This is a genomic window from Flavobacterium sp. MMLR14_040 (assembly GCF_033657265.1).
GTDB lineage: Bacteria > Bacteroidota > Bacteroidia > Flavobacteriales > Flavobacteriaceae > Flavobacterium.
In genome coordinates this window covers 436463-449722 of sequence record NZ_JAWVWO010000002.1, presented here as the reverse complement: position 1 = coordinate 449722, position 13260 = coordinate 436463, and the positions used below count along the sequence as shown (strand labels likewise).

The following is a 13260-nucleotide window of genomic DNA, read 5'->3' as shown; positions in this document are numbered from 1 at the left end:
TTAGTTGTTTAAGTTGACTGCAAAAACATCAACATTTCTATTGTTTACTTTTTCAGAAAGAATAATTCCGTCTTTCATTAAAATAGTTTTTTGCGAGAACGAAGCATCATAATCAGAATGCGTCACCATTAAAATCGTGGCTCCGTTGGCGTGTAAATCCGTTAGTAATTCCATGACCTCATTTCCGTTTTTACTGTCAAGGTTTCCAGTTGGCTCATCGGCAAGAATAATTTTGGGATCATTAATTAAAGCTCGTGCCACCGCCACACGTTGTTGCTGACCTCCGGAAAGCTGTTGCGGATAATGTTTTAAGCGATGCGAAATGCCTAGTTTATTAGCAATCGCATTTACTTTTATCTTTCTTTCAGCTGAAGGCACATTATTGTAAATCAATGGCAATTCGATATTGTCAAAAACAGAAAGTTCATCAATCAGGTTGAAATTCTGAAAAATAAATCCAATGTTTTCTTTTCTGGCTTTTGATTTTAGTTTCTCTTTTAATCCAATCATTTCCTGACCTAACAATTGATAACTTCCTCCCGAAGCGCTGTCCAGCAATCCGATAATATTTAATAAAGTTGATTTTCCGCTTCCGGATGGTCCCATAATCGAGACAAAATCGCCTTCGTTTATTGTTAATGAGATTTCACTTAATGCATTTGTTTCTACTTCTTCGGTTCTGAAAATTTTTGAAAGTTTGTTAATCTTGATCATAATTGTTGTTTTAGATTGATGTTTTTAATTTTTTTTATTGCCGAAGTAATAGAAACAGGCCCGAAATTAAGATAATTAACAATATAGTTGTTCAATATCTATTTTTGTTACTTTTACCAGCAATAATGGTTCACATATTTGATGATTTGTTAGTCTAAATGTGATTTTCATGCCAAAAAATTAAAGATTGTAACTGCCTTATTTTTACGTTTTTATTTTTTATAAAAAACCAGAAGTGTCCATTAGTGGACAGCTTTCGTCCAAAACCGAACAAAAATGAAAAAGACAAATGCCTCGATATTAATCATCGACGATCAGGAAGATATCCTTTTTGCGTCGAAAGTGTTCCTGAAAAAGTATTTTGAAAACATTTATACACTTAATAATCCCAAAAATGTTATCGAATTATTGTCGAAACAAACCATCGATGTTGTTTTGTTAGACATGAATTACAGAATAGGTTTTGAAGATGGAAGAGAAGGTTTGTATTTATTGAAAGAAATAAAAACGCTTTCGCCAAAAACCGTAGTGATTTTAATGACCGCTTTTGGAAAAGTTGAAACGGCGGTTGAAGGTTTAAAATCCGGCGCTTTTGATTATATCCTGAAACCGTGGGAAAACAAAAAACTGCTCGAATCTGTAAAACAAGCCGTTGATAAATCAAGAAAAGAACAGAAAAAAGATAAGAATATTGAAATACAGAACGACTTTTTTATAGGAACTTCTGATACTATAAAAAAAGCGTATTCTCTTGCCGATAAAGTAGCAAAAACCGATGCTAATGTTTTGATTTTGGGTGAAAATGGAACCGGAAAATTTGTTCTAGCGCATCATATTTATTCGCAATCGGAAAGAAAAAACAATCCTTTTATAGCGGTTGATTTGGGATCTCTAAATTCTAATATTTTCGAAAGTGAATTATTCGGTTACGCAAAAGGCGCTTTTACCGATGCAAAAATCGATACACCCGGACGGTTTGAAATGGCGCAAAACGGCACAATTTTTCTGGATGAAATAGGAAATGTTCCGCTGCATTTGCAATCAAAACTTTTGCAGGTTATTCAAACCAAAACCGTAACCAGATTGGGCGAAACAAAACCCAGAGCTTTGAATGTGCGCATTATTACGGCAACGAATTTGAATTTAAAACTGGAAGTTGCCGATAAAAACTTCAGAGAGGATTTGTACTATCGTATTAATACAATGGAAATTATTCTGCCTCCGTTGCGAGAAAGAAACGCAGATAAAATTCCATTGGCCGACTATCTTCTGGAAAAAATGATCGAAAAATACGGGAGGGATGAAATTACTTTTGATAAAAAAGTATTGGAACAAATTGAAAAACACGCCTGGAATGGAAACATTCGAGAAATGGAAAATAAAATTGAACGCGCTGTTATTCTTTGCGAAAACAACAAAATCACAGTAGCTGACTTGGATCTTGAAACCATTACGCTTTACGATGAAAATCCGGATGACATTCAGCTTTCATCTGTAGAAAAAACGACAATCGAACGGGCATTATTGAAACACAATAGTAATATCAGCAAAACCGCCGATGAACTGGGATTGTCACGTGGTTCTTTGTATCGCCGTTTAGAGAAATATAATATTAAAACAGAAGAGTTGTAATTAAAAATAAATTACATAAGTATAAAAACAAACACGAATTTCACTGATTGACACTAATTTTAGTTTGTGAAATTAATTTCACAAACTAAGCTCCCTATTAAAATTTGTGCAAATTCGTGACCCGAGCGATAGCGAACGGACGAAGTAAATTTGTGTTTAAAATTGATTATAATATTTGTGTCCAGATGGTAGCATAGCTATGAGAAAATTACAGTTCAGGATTTTTAATTTTTAATTCAAAATTTTTAATTTTAAAAATATGTTTAAAACATTTCAAACCTATAAACTTTTGTTTATACGATTAATTCTAATCATTGCAGCGATAGAAATTTCAGTTCATTTTTTTAAAATCGATTTGATTTTTACCGGCGTATTTGGTCTTTTTATTGTTTTTCTGCTTATTCGCGAAATTTATTTTTATGTTCGGAATTTTGTTTTGCTTTACGATAAAACCATCTCTTCGATCTTGCAAAATGATTTTACATCGGATTTTTCAAAACATAAATTCAATAGAAGTTACAATGATTTATTTCATTTATACGACACCTTAAAAAACAAGCAAAACGAAGAGGTTTCAAAAGATATAATTTACCGTTCGATTTTGAATAATATTGAAACGGGAATCATCATTTTGCAAAAACAAGACTCAGATTGGAATATTTTCCTGATGAACGAATATTTCTCCAAACAATTTAATGTTCCTAAAGTTTCAAAATGGAAATACCTCAAAAATCAATTGCCTTCGTTATGCGAAATTATTGAAGAAGATGATTTTCAGGAAATAAAAACATCGATAGAAATTAGTATCAACGAACAAAATAAGCAAACATTTGTTTTGCAGGCTTCGAGAACAGAAATTTTCGAGAAAGATTATTTTATTGTTTTATTAGATTCGATTCAAAATGTAGTCGAGAAAAAAGAGAAAGATGCCTGGGTAAATTTGATGAAAGTGATTTCGCATGAACTTTTAAATTCGATAACACCAATTCGTTCTATTTGCCAGAATCTGCAGGATTTGGTAGAGCAGGATTCTTTATCAGCAGAAGATTTAGAAGATATAAAAAACAGCGTTGAAACGATGTTAAGACGAAGCGATCATTTGCAAAAATTTGTTGAAGGATATAGAAAACTCGCCATGCTGCCTTCGCCAAAAAAGGAAGAAATAGAATTACAGCACTTGATAGATAATTGTTTACAAATCATGAATCCGTTATTTAAGGAAAATCAGATTGAAGTTTTAAGCAACATAGCTTTTAAACGCTGGATAAATGTCGATTCACAGCAAGTAGAACAAGTTTTGATCAATTTGCTGACAAATTGTATTTACGCTGTAAAAAATGCCGAATTAAAACAGATTATCATTTCGGCGGAAGCCAAAGAAAACCGAACTTTCATTAAAATTTCAGATAGTGGAAACGGTATTGAAAAGGAAATCGAAAACAAAATTTTCCTTCCGTTTTTTACCACCAGAAATGAAGGCGCCGGAATTGGTTTGACTTTATCTAAAAATATTATCGAAGCGCACGGCGGTTATATTTCTTTTAAAACGGAAGAGGGAAGAACTGTTTTTGAGATTTGTCTGGTTGAATAAGTATTTTGATTTCAATTAATTGTAGTAATTTTTTTATTATATTAGCTTGATTAAAAGCTATTTATAAAAATCAAATAACCAATGGATAAAAAACCACTATCAGATTTAACAGATCAGGAATTATTACAAGAGGCAAAAAAAAGAAAATCAGCTGCAATTACTAACGCTTTTCTAATTGGTTTTTTGATTGGAATTGTGTTTTACAGCGTTATAAAAAATACCTGGGGATTTCTTACGCTGATTCCTTTGTTTCTTGCTTATAAATTGATTAATAACTCAAAATACGAGAAAGAAGAATTAGAAAATCTTTTGAAAGAGCGTGGTTTGAAATAAATAAAGATCTGCGTTATTCTCACGAGTTAATTTCGGAAGTACTTAGAAAACGATGGTAGTCTTTAATTTTACCTTTTAATCTTTCAGCCAAATATTGGTTTCCGTCTTTTAATTCGTGGAAAATAACTTCGGCTTCTTCGATGTATTTCAACTTTTTTTCGTCTTCCCAATAATAGGGAGGCTGATACAAATTTGAAATTCGATCGGCCATTTTAACCGCCCAAATTTCTACAGGTTGCTCTTTAATTCTTTTAAGGCTGTCAAGCATTTTTTCAATTTGTCCCTCGATTTTGTCATTTTTTGTTAGTGCAAGAACTCCACGGGCAACTTCATGACCAAAAAGTTCATTTATTTTTTCATAGCTCGCGGCAGTGTCTTCAATAGTATCGTGTAGAATTGCGCATTTAATAGCTAAACCAGCATTCATATTTTCTGTTGATTGAATAGCATTTAAAATTTCAAAGACAACACTTCCAATATGATTTATGTATTCAACTTGTTCTCCATCTTTAAGACCGCCATATTTTTGTCCATTATGTAATTTCGAAGCTAGTTGCCAAATTTCCTGGATTTCATCTATTGACCAATATTTTTGTTTTTCCATATGTATAATAAATTAAGGCTTGTATGTTTATGGTAAAATACAAAAATATTCGGAATATTATGAAGTAATTGTGTAGTTTTTCTGGTTCTTTCTATACAATAGGAATTCCTATCCAATGAAATATAAAAATTAATGCGATTGTTATTCCAGTACTGCACAAAGTTAAAAGACGCCAATAAGTAGATCTTCCATACCCAAATCGCCAAATTCTTTCGCCAGTTTCTTCCCTGTTTGATTTTAAAGTTAATTTCGCGAGTATATACGTTGAAACAATAAAGATCAAAATTGTTATTAACCAAAATTTTATCATGATTTTTGTTTTTGAAATGTTGTTTAAATTTACTAATTTTTTTTCAAAATCTCTGGTTATGAGGACTTGTTATTTTAAAAATGCTTCTAAGCTTTTGCGTTCAGCCATGTTTTCTACACTCAAATAATACTTCGCTATTTCTCTTTGGCGCAAGTTCTTTTCTTAATGCATTTTTGGTAGCTTTATCTATAAATTTTTGTGGTAATAGTTTTAACTCGAATAAATGGAGCACAAATATTGCTTATATTCGTCTTCAATAATTATCAACCCAAACATACCAAGAAAAAGTAATGAAGGATAACATTAATGTATTACTTATTGTAACGGTAATTTCCTTGTTCATTTCGTTATTTCTTGCCTTTTTTCTGGTAACAGTTAAAACAAAATATAAAATAAGCAATTATCTTTTTGCTGCTTTTTTAATCATAACGGCTATAGATATTAGCGGTCCTTTATTTGAATTAGTTTCGGATGGACCTTCAAATTTTGGAATGTTAAGAAACAACCTTGCTTTTTTACAAATTCCTGCTTTTTATTTGTATGTTTTATCGGTTTGTTATTCTGATTTTAAATTAAAATTCAAACATCTCATACATCTTTTTCCTTTTATACTGGCCAACATTATTTTAGTGCCTCGTTTTTATATTGTAGATGGTACTTCTAAAATTAATTTTATTATAAACCGTCAAAGCAGGATAGAGCTGCAGTTTAGTCATATTCTGTTTCATCTTCAAACCGTTGTATATCTTGTTGCTGTTTTTATGCTATTGCGAAAGGCAAGAAAACTGTATTTAGAAAATAATGCCGGTACCAATATAAATTCATACAATTGGCTTTTTCAGTTTACGAGTGTACTGTCTGTTTTGTATTTGATTGTTTTGTTTAAAAATATTTTCAAATTTTCTGATTATCCCTATATTTCTGAATGGCTCAAACTTTTAATTTTAGTAGTAGAGCTTTTTATTATTTGCTGGTATTTGTATAAGGCATTAAATCACCCGGATTTATTTAGAAATATCGATTCAAAACTAAAACTCGTTTCTGATATTGTTTTAGAAGAAAAAAATAATGAACCAGCAGCCGAAAACGAAAAAGAATACAATGCCGCTTTATCAAAATTGAAGTACTATATGGTTGAAGAAAAACCATTTTTAAATCCTTCTCTAACCATTCAGGATGTCTCTGTAGCAATTGAAATTCCTGTTCGTGATTTATCTCTTTTAATCAATCATAAATTAGAACAGCATTTTTACGATTTCGTCAATACGTATCGAATAGAAAATGCGATGGAGATTTTGAAAGATGATGCAAAAAGTAAAGTAACCATTCTTGAAATCTTGTATGAAGTTGGATTTAATTCAAAATCTTCTTTTAATACCGCTTTTAAAAAACATACCGGAAATACACCAACTTCTTATCGTAAGCAATTGTAATTGAGTTTTTTGTGATTACTCGTACTCTTTGCTGAAACGATTCGTACTTATTTTTTTTAGACAAATGCGTTCGAATCTTTTCATTCGGTCGCGCAGGACTTGCTACTTCCACATCTTTGTATCGAAATAAATTTTTAACCAAAAATCGATACCATGAAAAATATTTTTTACGTACTACTACTTCTTATAGTAACAGATGCAAATTGCCAGACAAGCCATAAAGCATTAACAAAAAAGAAAGATTATAGCTTTTTGACAGATAGTTTAAATATTGAACAACAATTAGAAAAATACAAACTTCCAGGATTTAGTGTTGTAGTTTTTGAAAATTATGAGATTGTATATTCAAAGCAATTTGGTGTAAAATCAACAGATTCTAATGAAAAAATTGACGAGAATACTGCTTTTTCTACAGCTTCAATTTCAAAGCCAATCACGGCACTTCTTTGTTTTATGCTTGAAGAGAAAGGATTAATTAATTTAGATGCTCCAATAGACCCTTTCTTAAAACGCTGGCATTTACCAAAAAGCAAGTTTACTGAAAATAACAGCCCAACGTGGAGGCAATTTCTAAATCATACCGCTGGTACATCTCAGGATGGTTTTGAAGATCATTATGAGGGAGAAGCAATTCCAACAATCAAACAAAGTCTTTTAGGGCAAATACCCAGATATGATAAAGAAATAGAATTTTTGTTTGCGCCGGGAACTAGTTGGCAATATAGCGGTGGTGGCTATACCATTATTCAAATGGCATTAGAAGACACGTTTAATAAAACTATGGCAGAGCTTGCTGCAGCCTATATTTTTTCACCTCTTGGTTTGAAAAATACGACCATGATTCAGCCAAATGAAAATAGATTTCTAACAAATGTGGCGCTTGTTCATGATAAAGACGGAAAAGTAATTAAAACAGGTTTGCCCATTACGCCACAAGTTGCACCATCAGGAATGTGGTCTACGCCAACTGATTTAGCTAAATTGGCTATTGAAATGCAAAATGCCTTACGCAATAAAAACAATAAAGTGATTTCTCATAATGTAGCAAAAAAAGTAACAGCGGTAACCGCTCTAAAAAATGCTGTTGGAGGCTGGAGCTACGGATGGCAAAAGTCTTTTGGTTACAATAACTATGACTGGTTTTTTTGCAACGGATCTAATACAGGAGTAGGCGGTAATGTTGGCGCAACCATGACAGACGGAAATGGCTTTGCATTTCTGGCAAATGGCGAAAAACCAAATCGTTTTCCTGTAATGGCACACACTCAAAAAACGATTCTAAAACTGATGGATTGGAACAATAAAACACCTAATGAAAAGACTCAGGAAATCCCTTTATCGCTAAAAGAAAAACTAATTGGAACGTATGACGATTTTCTTTATGGGCAGGGCGTAGAAACCAAAATAGTAGAAAGAAACAACCGGCTGTATGTTGAATCTGTAATATTGGAACATTTTAAAGGAAAAAATGATAATGAGTTGGTGTATTTGAGAAATGGTTTATTTAAAATTATAGATTATCCTAACTTATTACAATTTGATTTCAAAGAGGGGAGACTAAATTCTGTAATCCTGAAAAGAGATAATATGAATGTTGAAATCCAAATAAAAAACAAATAAAACCATAAAAAAACTCCTTAAGAAATTAAGGAGTTTTTGTGATCTATGCAGAACTATTTTACAAGCTACTTGATAAAGAATTGATGAAACTTTCTAATAAAAATGTTAATTTTTTTTATATAGTATGTAAGAAATTAATAAAAGGTTGTACAAATAGTCTTATATTCGCTTTTAAATAAAAATCCGGTTTACGGCATAAAGCCAGCCCTAATTAGCCTTATTGAAGCTATCTTATAATGATAAAAACAAACTAAAAAAAAAATGACTTTCATTAAAACAATTTCTACATTTTTAATTACACTTTTAGTAGCAACCACAGCTTTTGGGCAAGAATCAAAACCTAAAACCAAAATCTTATTAATCGGTACAATTCACTTTGAAACGCCTCATTTAGATAAGTTTGAATTAAAGACAGACGATTTTTTAGCTCTTAAAAGGCAGCAGGAATTGGAAGCATTGACCGAAATTTTAAAAGGAACAAATGCTGATAAAGTGATGATAGAAAAACCACTTAAGCAACAAAAGCAAATTGATAGTTTGTATAAGGCGTATTTACAGAATAAGTATAAATTAACGGTTTCCGAGCGAGAGCAAATAGGTTTTAGATTAGCTAAAAAATTAAATTTAAAAGAGATAAATTGTGTAGATATTTTTTACGGAATGGAACACGATAGTTTACTTTCGGTAACTGCTAAAGAAAAAAATCAGTTGTATTTATTAAATGAATTAGGTACTAATGCAAATAATTTTTTACTTGAAATAGACAATGTAACAAAACGCAATTCAATTACAGAAGTACTAAAATATATAAACAAAAAAGAACTGTTACAGAAAAATTTATCACTGTACTTAAAATATATTGCAAAAGTTGGAGCAGGAGAAAATTATATTGGAGCAGAAGCTGTTTCTGATTGGTATTTGAGGAATTTAGCAATTTATGCTAATGTAATTACTCAAATAAATGCAAATGACAAATACGTTATATTAATATTTGGACAAGGCCATATTCCGATATTAAAACACCTGTTACAAAACAATGACGATTTTGAAGTCGTTGAAGTAAATAGCGTACTAAAATAAACTGCCACCAATAATCAGAGTTAAATTACAAAACTAAAATATGCAAGAAGAAATAACCAAACATTCAGAAAAAATTTATAAAACTGTGAAAAATTCAAAACACACATTGGGAGAGAAAGTAAAAGAAATCATTATAGAAATATGCATAATCGTTTTTGCAGTAACACTTTCAATAGGGTTGCACGGCTGGAGTGAACACAGGCATCAACAAGAAGAGGTATCCGTGTTTCTTGCTAATTTAAAGAATGATTTAAAGAATGACATAAAAAACATCGACGATGAAAAGAAAGCATACCAAAAGTCAAACATGAGCTATGAAAAAATTTTAGCATTAACGCCTCTTCAACTTGACAGTATTTATAAGTCTAAAAATATAGTTGATTTCCCAGTCCATTCACATGGGCACACAATGAATATTGGCAATTATGAAGGTTTTAAGTCAAGTGGTAAAATTGGCTACATTGAGGATGAAAAATTAAAACAGAAAATGTTAAGTTATTACCAAATATTTGTACCGGCACAGGACGAAGTTGATAAAATGTACAATGATTTTCTGTTTAAGTGTTTTGACAAAATGATAGAAAATGCCGATAAGCCAGAAGAAAAATTATATTCAGACCCAAAATTTAAAAAGACACTCGAATTTCTTGTCAGACTAGGTAAGAATAACATTAGGGTTTATAACGAAAACACAAAACCTCTAGCAGTTGAACTTATTAAAGATATTGAAAAAGAGCTGAATAAATAAAAACGGCACACAACATAATTCCATAAAAAACTCCTTAAGAAATTAAGGAGTTTTTGCTTTTTTAAAAGGTTATTTTCCTTTTATTATTTTTTCCAGATATTCGACTTTATCCTTTTCTGGTTAGATAAACGTTTGTAAAGCTTTTCTTTTTTGTTTGAATAATATTCTCTGATATATTTTCTGTTCCCGTGCCCGCAACAGCTAGAAACTAAAATATAGCCATAAAAAAAACTCCTTAATTTCTTAAGGAGTTTCTTGGTGGGCGATGAGGGGTTCGAACCCCCGACCCCCTCGGTGTAAACGAGGTGCTCTGAACCAGCTGAGCTAATCGCCCTATTTTACTAGGTTGCTATCGTTTGTGATTGCGAGTGCAAATATACGCTAGTTTTTGAGTTCTGCAAAGAAAATAGAATAAAAAAGAAAACTTTTTTTCAAATTCATTATATCTTGCTGTTTATGAATTTGTTATTAAAATGATTTTTTTAAACTTTTTTCTGCAAATTTCCTTTTCCTCAGTTCAAAGGCAATTCTGCTACAACAAAAGTGCTTCCGCCAACATAAATAAAATCATTTGGTGAGGCATTTTTCTTTGCTTCCGCGAAAGCGAGCTCAACCGATTCGTATTTTTCTCCCAATAAATTATACTTTTTGGCTGCATCCTGGAGAATTTCAGTACTTAATCCTCTAGACGAATTCGGCCTGCAGAAATAATATTGTGCTTTCTGAGGGAAAAGCGGCAAGATAGAATCAAGATCTTTGTCATTTACGACTCCCAAAACAATGTGCAGCTTTTCAAAAGTTTCTTTCTGAATCTGATTCATCACAACCGCCAAACCATGTTTATTGTGCGCCGTATCACAGATTATTTTTGGGTTTTCGCCCAATTGCTGCCATCTTCCCTGTAAACCGGTGTTTTTTACCGTGTTTAATAAACCGCTTTTTAGATTGTCAATCGAAACTTTAAAATCGGTTTGTGAATTTAAAACTACAACAACCTGCTGAACCGTTTTTTTATTGTGAAACTGATAATCTCCGAGTAAATCAGACGGAAAAACGCCTGAAATCAAATCGGCAGCAAAATAAATTGGTGCATTATTTTCTTTGGCTTTTGCTAAAAAAACCGCTTCCGTTTCTTCGGTATATTCGCCAATTACGACAGGAACATTCGGTTTAATAATTCCGGCTTTTTCTCCTGCAATTGCCGTAGTGGTGTTTCCTAGAAATTGCATGTGATCCAAATCGATATTGGTAATCACCGAAACCAATGGCGTAATAATATTTGTAGCGTCCAGTCTTCCGCCCAATCCAACTTCTATAATTGCAATATCTGTTTTTTCTGCAGCAAAATAATCAAAAGCTAATCCAACAGACATTTCGAAAAAACTCATATCATTGGCTTCAAAAAAATCTTTGTGTTTGGCAACGAATTCAATCACGAAATCTTCAGAAATATCCTGACCGTTGATTTTTATTCTTTCTCTAAAATCTTTTAAATGTGGCGAAGTATACAATCCAACTTTATATCCCGCTTCCTGCAAAACCGAAGCCAACATGTGCGAAGTAGAACCTTTACCGTTTGTTCCGGCAACATGAATACACTTTAATTGGTTTTGTGGATTATCAAGATGCGCCGCAAGCAACTTAATGTTGGTTAAATCTTCTTTGTACGCCGAAGCACCCTGAAGTTGATACATGGGCAATTGGTTAAACATCCAATTTGTGGTTTCCTGATAGTTCATTATATTTGGATAAAATAGTTAGCGATTGAAATAATTTCCGGTTTTTTTAGTTTAATATTACAGTGAAATTATCTTTAATGCAAAATTGAAATATTTTTTAGAATTAATTATTAAAAACAAGAATTAAAATATGTTTAGCTTCATTCAATTACAAGCAGATACTATCGCAAACGCTGCATCTAACGTAGTTATCGAAAAAATTGCACCAAATACCGAAATCTCTGTTTTAGGATTTATCTTAAAAGGAGGTTTTTTCTTAATACCAATTGCCATTTTGCTTTTTTACACTATTTACGTCATTTTTGAGCGTTACATGTATATCAGTAAAGCGTCGAAAATTGATGCAAGATTAATGCAGGATGTAGCTGATAAATTAAATGCAGGAAATATCGAATTAGCGAGAACCATTGTAGAAAGAAGCAATACAGCTGCAGGAAATATTTTAAAAGAAGGAGTTTTGGTAATCGGCAGACCAATTGCCGAAATTGAATCAAACATGGACCGTGCTGCCGATATCGAAATTGGCGAAATGGAAAGACATTTAGGTCACTTAGGACTTATCGCTGGTATTGCACCAACATTAGGTTTTATCGGAACTATTTCCGGAGTTATCAAGATTTTCTATAGCATTTCTGTAACTGAAAATATTAGTATCGGAAACATCTCAGGAGGTTTATATGAAAAAATGATCAGTTCAGGTTCCGGATTAATTGTGGGGATTATTGCCTATAGCGCGTACCATTTACTCAACGGAAAAATTGATGATTTTGCCTTGAAGATTCAGAAACAAATATTAGAATTTGTCAATATAATTCAAAGAGCATAAAGTTATGTCTATCAAAAGAAAAAGAAGATTTCATGCCGAAGTGGCGACTTCCTCACTTAGTGATATTATGTTTTTCTTGCTGTTGTTTTTCTTAATTATATCAACGCTTGCAAATCCTAATGTTATTAAAATGACATTGCCAAAAGCGAAATCAAATGAAAAAACCAATAAACAATTAATCAGTTTATCGGTTACAGAAGATAAAAAATTCTACATCGACAAACAGCCAGTTGAGTTTGAAGAACTGGAAACGAGTTTGATGGCGAAAATAGGAGCAGACAAACAACAAACCGTTGTTGTAAGAATTCCGTTTAATTTGCAGGTTCAGGATTTAGTCGATGTATTGCAAATAGGAGTAAAGAACAATTTGAAATTTGTAATTGCTACGAGTCCGAAGTAAATTTATCATTTGGGCGTGACCACAATAAAAAAATGGGCCAATCAGCATTGTGTTGATTCGCCCATTTTTTAATTCCGGTCGGGCTATCCGCGCTACTTCGGTAGCTTGCTCCTATCCCTCACGCAAACAGAAACTTAAAGTAAACCCGACAGGTTTTTAAAACTTTTCGGGTTTAACGGGAGATGTCTTTGCGAGGAACGAAGCAATCTCACTTGCTATGTCACGCAATC

At 32.2% G+C, this 13260-nt stretch carries 12 protein-coding genes and 1 tRNA gene; 9 read left to right on the top strand and 4 right to left on the bottom strand.

The features are described 5' to 3' along the window. The gene (locus tag SD960_RS04845) at positions 1–714 is read right to left on the bottom strand and encodes an ABC transporter ATP-binding protein (RefSeq protein WP_318801218.1); all 714 of its coding nucleotides are present in this window, start codon (positions 712–714) and stop codon (positions 1–3) included. Between the two features lie 276 nt (positions 715–990). Between SD960_RS04845 and SD960_RS04840 the strand changes: the two genes are divergently transcribed. The 3 genes from SD960_RS04840 to SD960_RS04830 all read left to right on the top strand — a co-directional run bounded on the left by SD960_RS04840 (position 991) and on the right by SD960_RS04830 (position 4270). Further along, complete coding sequence (locus tag SD960_RS04840) at positions 991–2346, top strand: sigma-54 dependent transcriptional regulator (protein ID WP_318801217.1); 1356 nt, start codon at positions 991–993, stop codon at positions 2344–2346. 259 nt (positions 2347–2605) lie between these two features. Then, complete coding sequence (locus SD960_RS04835; RefSeq protein WP_318801216.1) at positions 2606–3937, top strand: HAMP domain-containing sensor histidine kinase; 1332 nt, start codon at positions 2606–2608, stop codon at positions 3935–3937. 81 nt (positions 3938–4018) lie between these two features. Further along, the gene (locus SD960_RS04830; protein WP_318801215.1) at positions 4019–4270 is read left to right on the top strand and encodes an FUSC family protein; all 252 of its coding nucleotides are present in this window, start codon (positions 4019–4021) and stop codon (positions 4268–4270) included. A gap of 19 nt (positions 4271–4289) precedes the next feature. Here SD960_RS04830 and SD960_RS04825 read toward each other — a convergent pair whose 3' ends face one another. Then, the gene (locus tag SD960_RS04825; RefSeq protein ID WP_318801214.1) at positions 4290–4874 is read right to left on the bottom strand and encodes an HD domain-containing protein; all 585 of its coding nucleotides are present in this window, start codon (positions 4872–4874) and stop codon (positions 4290–4292) included. A gap of 600 nt (positions 4875–5474) precedes the next feature. Here SD960_RS04825 and SD960_RS04820 point away from each other — a divergent pair. From SD960_RS04820 to SD960_RS04805, 4 genes are all read left to right on the top strand, one after another. Continuing rightward, positions 5475–6617, top strand: coding sequence for a helix-turn-helix domain-containing protein (locus SD960_RS04820; RefSeq protein ID WP_318801213.1), 1143 nt, complete (start codon positions 5475–5477; stop codon positions 6615–6617). Between the two features lie 153 nt (positions 6618–6770). Continuing rightward, positions 6771–8237, top strand: coding sequence for a serine hydrolase domain-containing protein (locus SD960_RS04815; protein WP_318801212.1), 1467 nt, complete (start codon positions 6771–6773; stop codon positions 8235–8237). Between the two features lie 261 nt (positions 8238–8498). After that, positions 8499–9317: a DUF5694 domain-containing protein gene (locus SD960_RS04810; RefSeq protein ID WP_318801211.1), complete on the top strand. Its 819-nt coding sequence runs from the start codon at positions 8499–8501 to the stop codon at positions 9315–9317. Between the two features lie 40 nt (positions 9318–9357). Beyond that, positions 9358–10065, top strand: a complete 708-nt coding sequence (locus SD960_RS04805; protein WP_318801210.1) for a DUF6090 family protein — start codon at positions 9358–9360, stop codon at positions 10063–10065. Between the two features lie 256 nt (positions 10066–10321). Here the strand turns inward: SD960_RS04805 and SD960_RS04800 are convergent. Beyond that, positions 10322–10399: transfer RNA gene (locus SD960_RS04800), tRNA-Val, on the bottom strand. A gap of 178 nt (positions 10400–10577) precedes the next feature. Then, complete coding sequence (locus tag SD960_RS04795) at positions 10578–11804, bottom strand: folylpolyglutamate synthase/dihydrofolate synthase family protein (protein ID WP_318801209.1); 1227 nt, start codon at positions 11802–11804, stop codon at positions 10578–10580. Positions 11805–11934: 130 nt separating this feature from the next. Between SD960_RS04795 and SD960_RS04790 the strand changes: the two genes are divergently transcribed. Next, positions 11935–12630: a MotA/TolQ/ExbB proton channel family protein gene (locus SD960_RS04790; protein ID WP_042565805.1), complete on the top strand. Its 696-nt coding sequence runs from the start codon at positions 11935–11937 to the stop codon at positions 12628–12630. 4 nt (positions 12631–12634) lie between these two features. Beyond that, complete coding sequence (locus SD960_RS04785; RefSeq protein ID WP_073395636.1) at positions 12635–13030, top strand: ExbD/TolR family protein; 396 nt, start codon at positions 12635–12637, stop codon at positions 13028–13030. The last annotated feature ends 230 nt before the right edge of the window (positions 13031–13260 follow it).

Bases quoted from the DNA above. Each gene is read 5' to 3' on its own strand.
- SD960_RS04785 (WP_073395636.1), top strand. From the start codon at position 12,635: ATGTCTATCAAAAGAAAAAGAAGATTTCATGCCGAAGTGGCGACTTCC.
- SD960_RS04845 (WP_318801218.1), bottom strand. From the start codon at position 714: ATGATCAAGATTAACAAACTTTCAAAAATTTTCAGAACCGAAGAAGTA.
- SD960_RS04820 (WP_318801213.1), top strand. From the start codon at position 5,475: ATGAAGGATAACATTAATGTATTACTTATTGTAACGGTAATTTCCTTG.
- SD960_RS04790 (WP_042565805.1), top strand. From the start codon at position 11,935: ATGTTTAGCTTCATTCAATTACAAGCAGATACTATCGCAAACGCTGCA.
- SD960_RS04825 (WP_318801214.1), bottom strand. From the start codon at position 4,874: ATGGAAAAACAAAAATATTGGTCAATAGATGAAATCCAGGAAATTTGG.
- SD960_RS04810 (WP_318801211.1), top strand. From the start codon at position 8,499: ATGACTTTCATTAAAACAATTTCTACATTTTTAATTACACTTTTAGTA.
- SD960_RS04795 (WP_318801209.1), bottom strand. From the start codon at position 11,804: ATGAACTATCAGGAAACCACAAATTGGATGTTTAACCAATTGCCCATG.
- SD960_RS04840 (WP_318801217.1), top strand. From the start codon at position 991: ATGAAAAAGACAAATGCCTCGATATTAATCATCGACGATCAGGAAGAT.
- SD960_RS04815 (WP_318801212.1), top strand. From the start codon at position 6,771: ATGAAAAATATTTTTTACGTACTACTACTTCTTATAGTAACAGATGCA.
- SD960_RS04830 (WP_318801215.1), top strand. From the start codon at position 4,019: ATGGATAAAAAACCACTATCAGATTTAACAGATCAGGAATTATTACAA.
- SD960_RS04805 (WP_318801210.1), top strand. From the start codon at position 9,358: ATGCAAGAAGAAATAACCAAACATTCAGAAAAAATTTATAAAACTGTG.
- SD960_RS04835 (WP_318801216.1), top strand. From the start codon at position 2,606: ATGTTTAAAACATTTCAAACCTATAAACTTTTGTTTATACGATTAATT.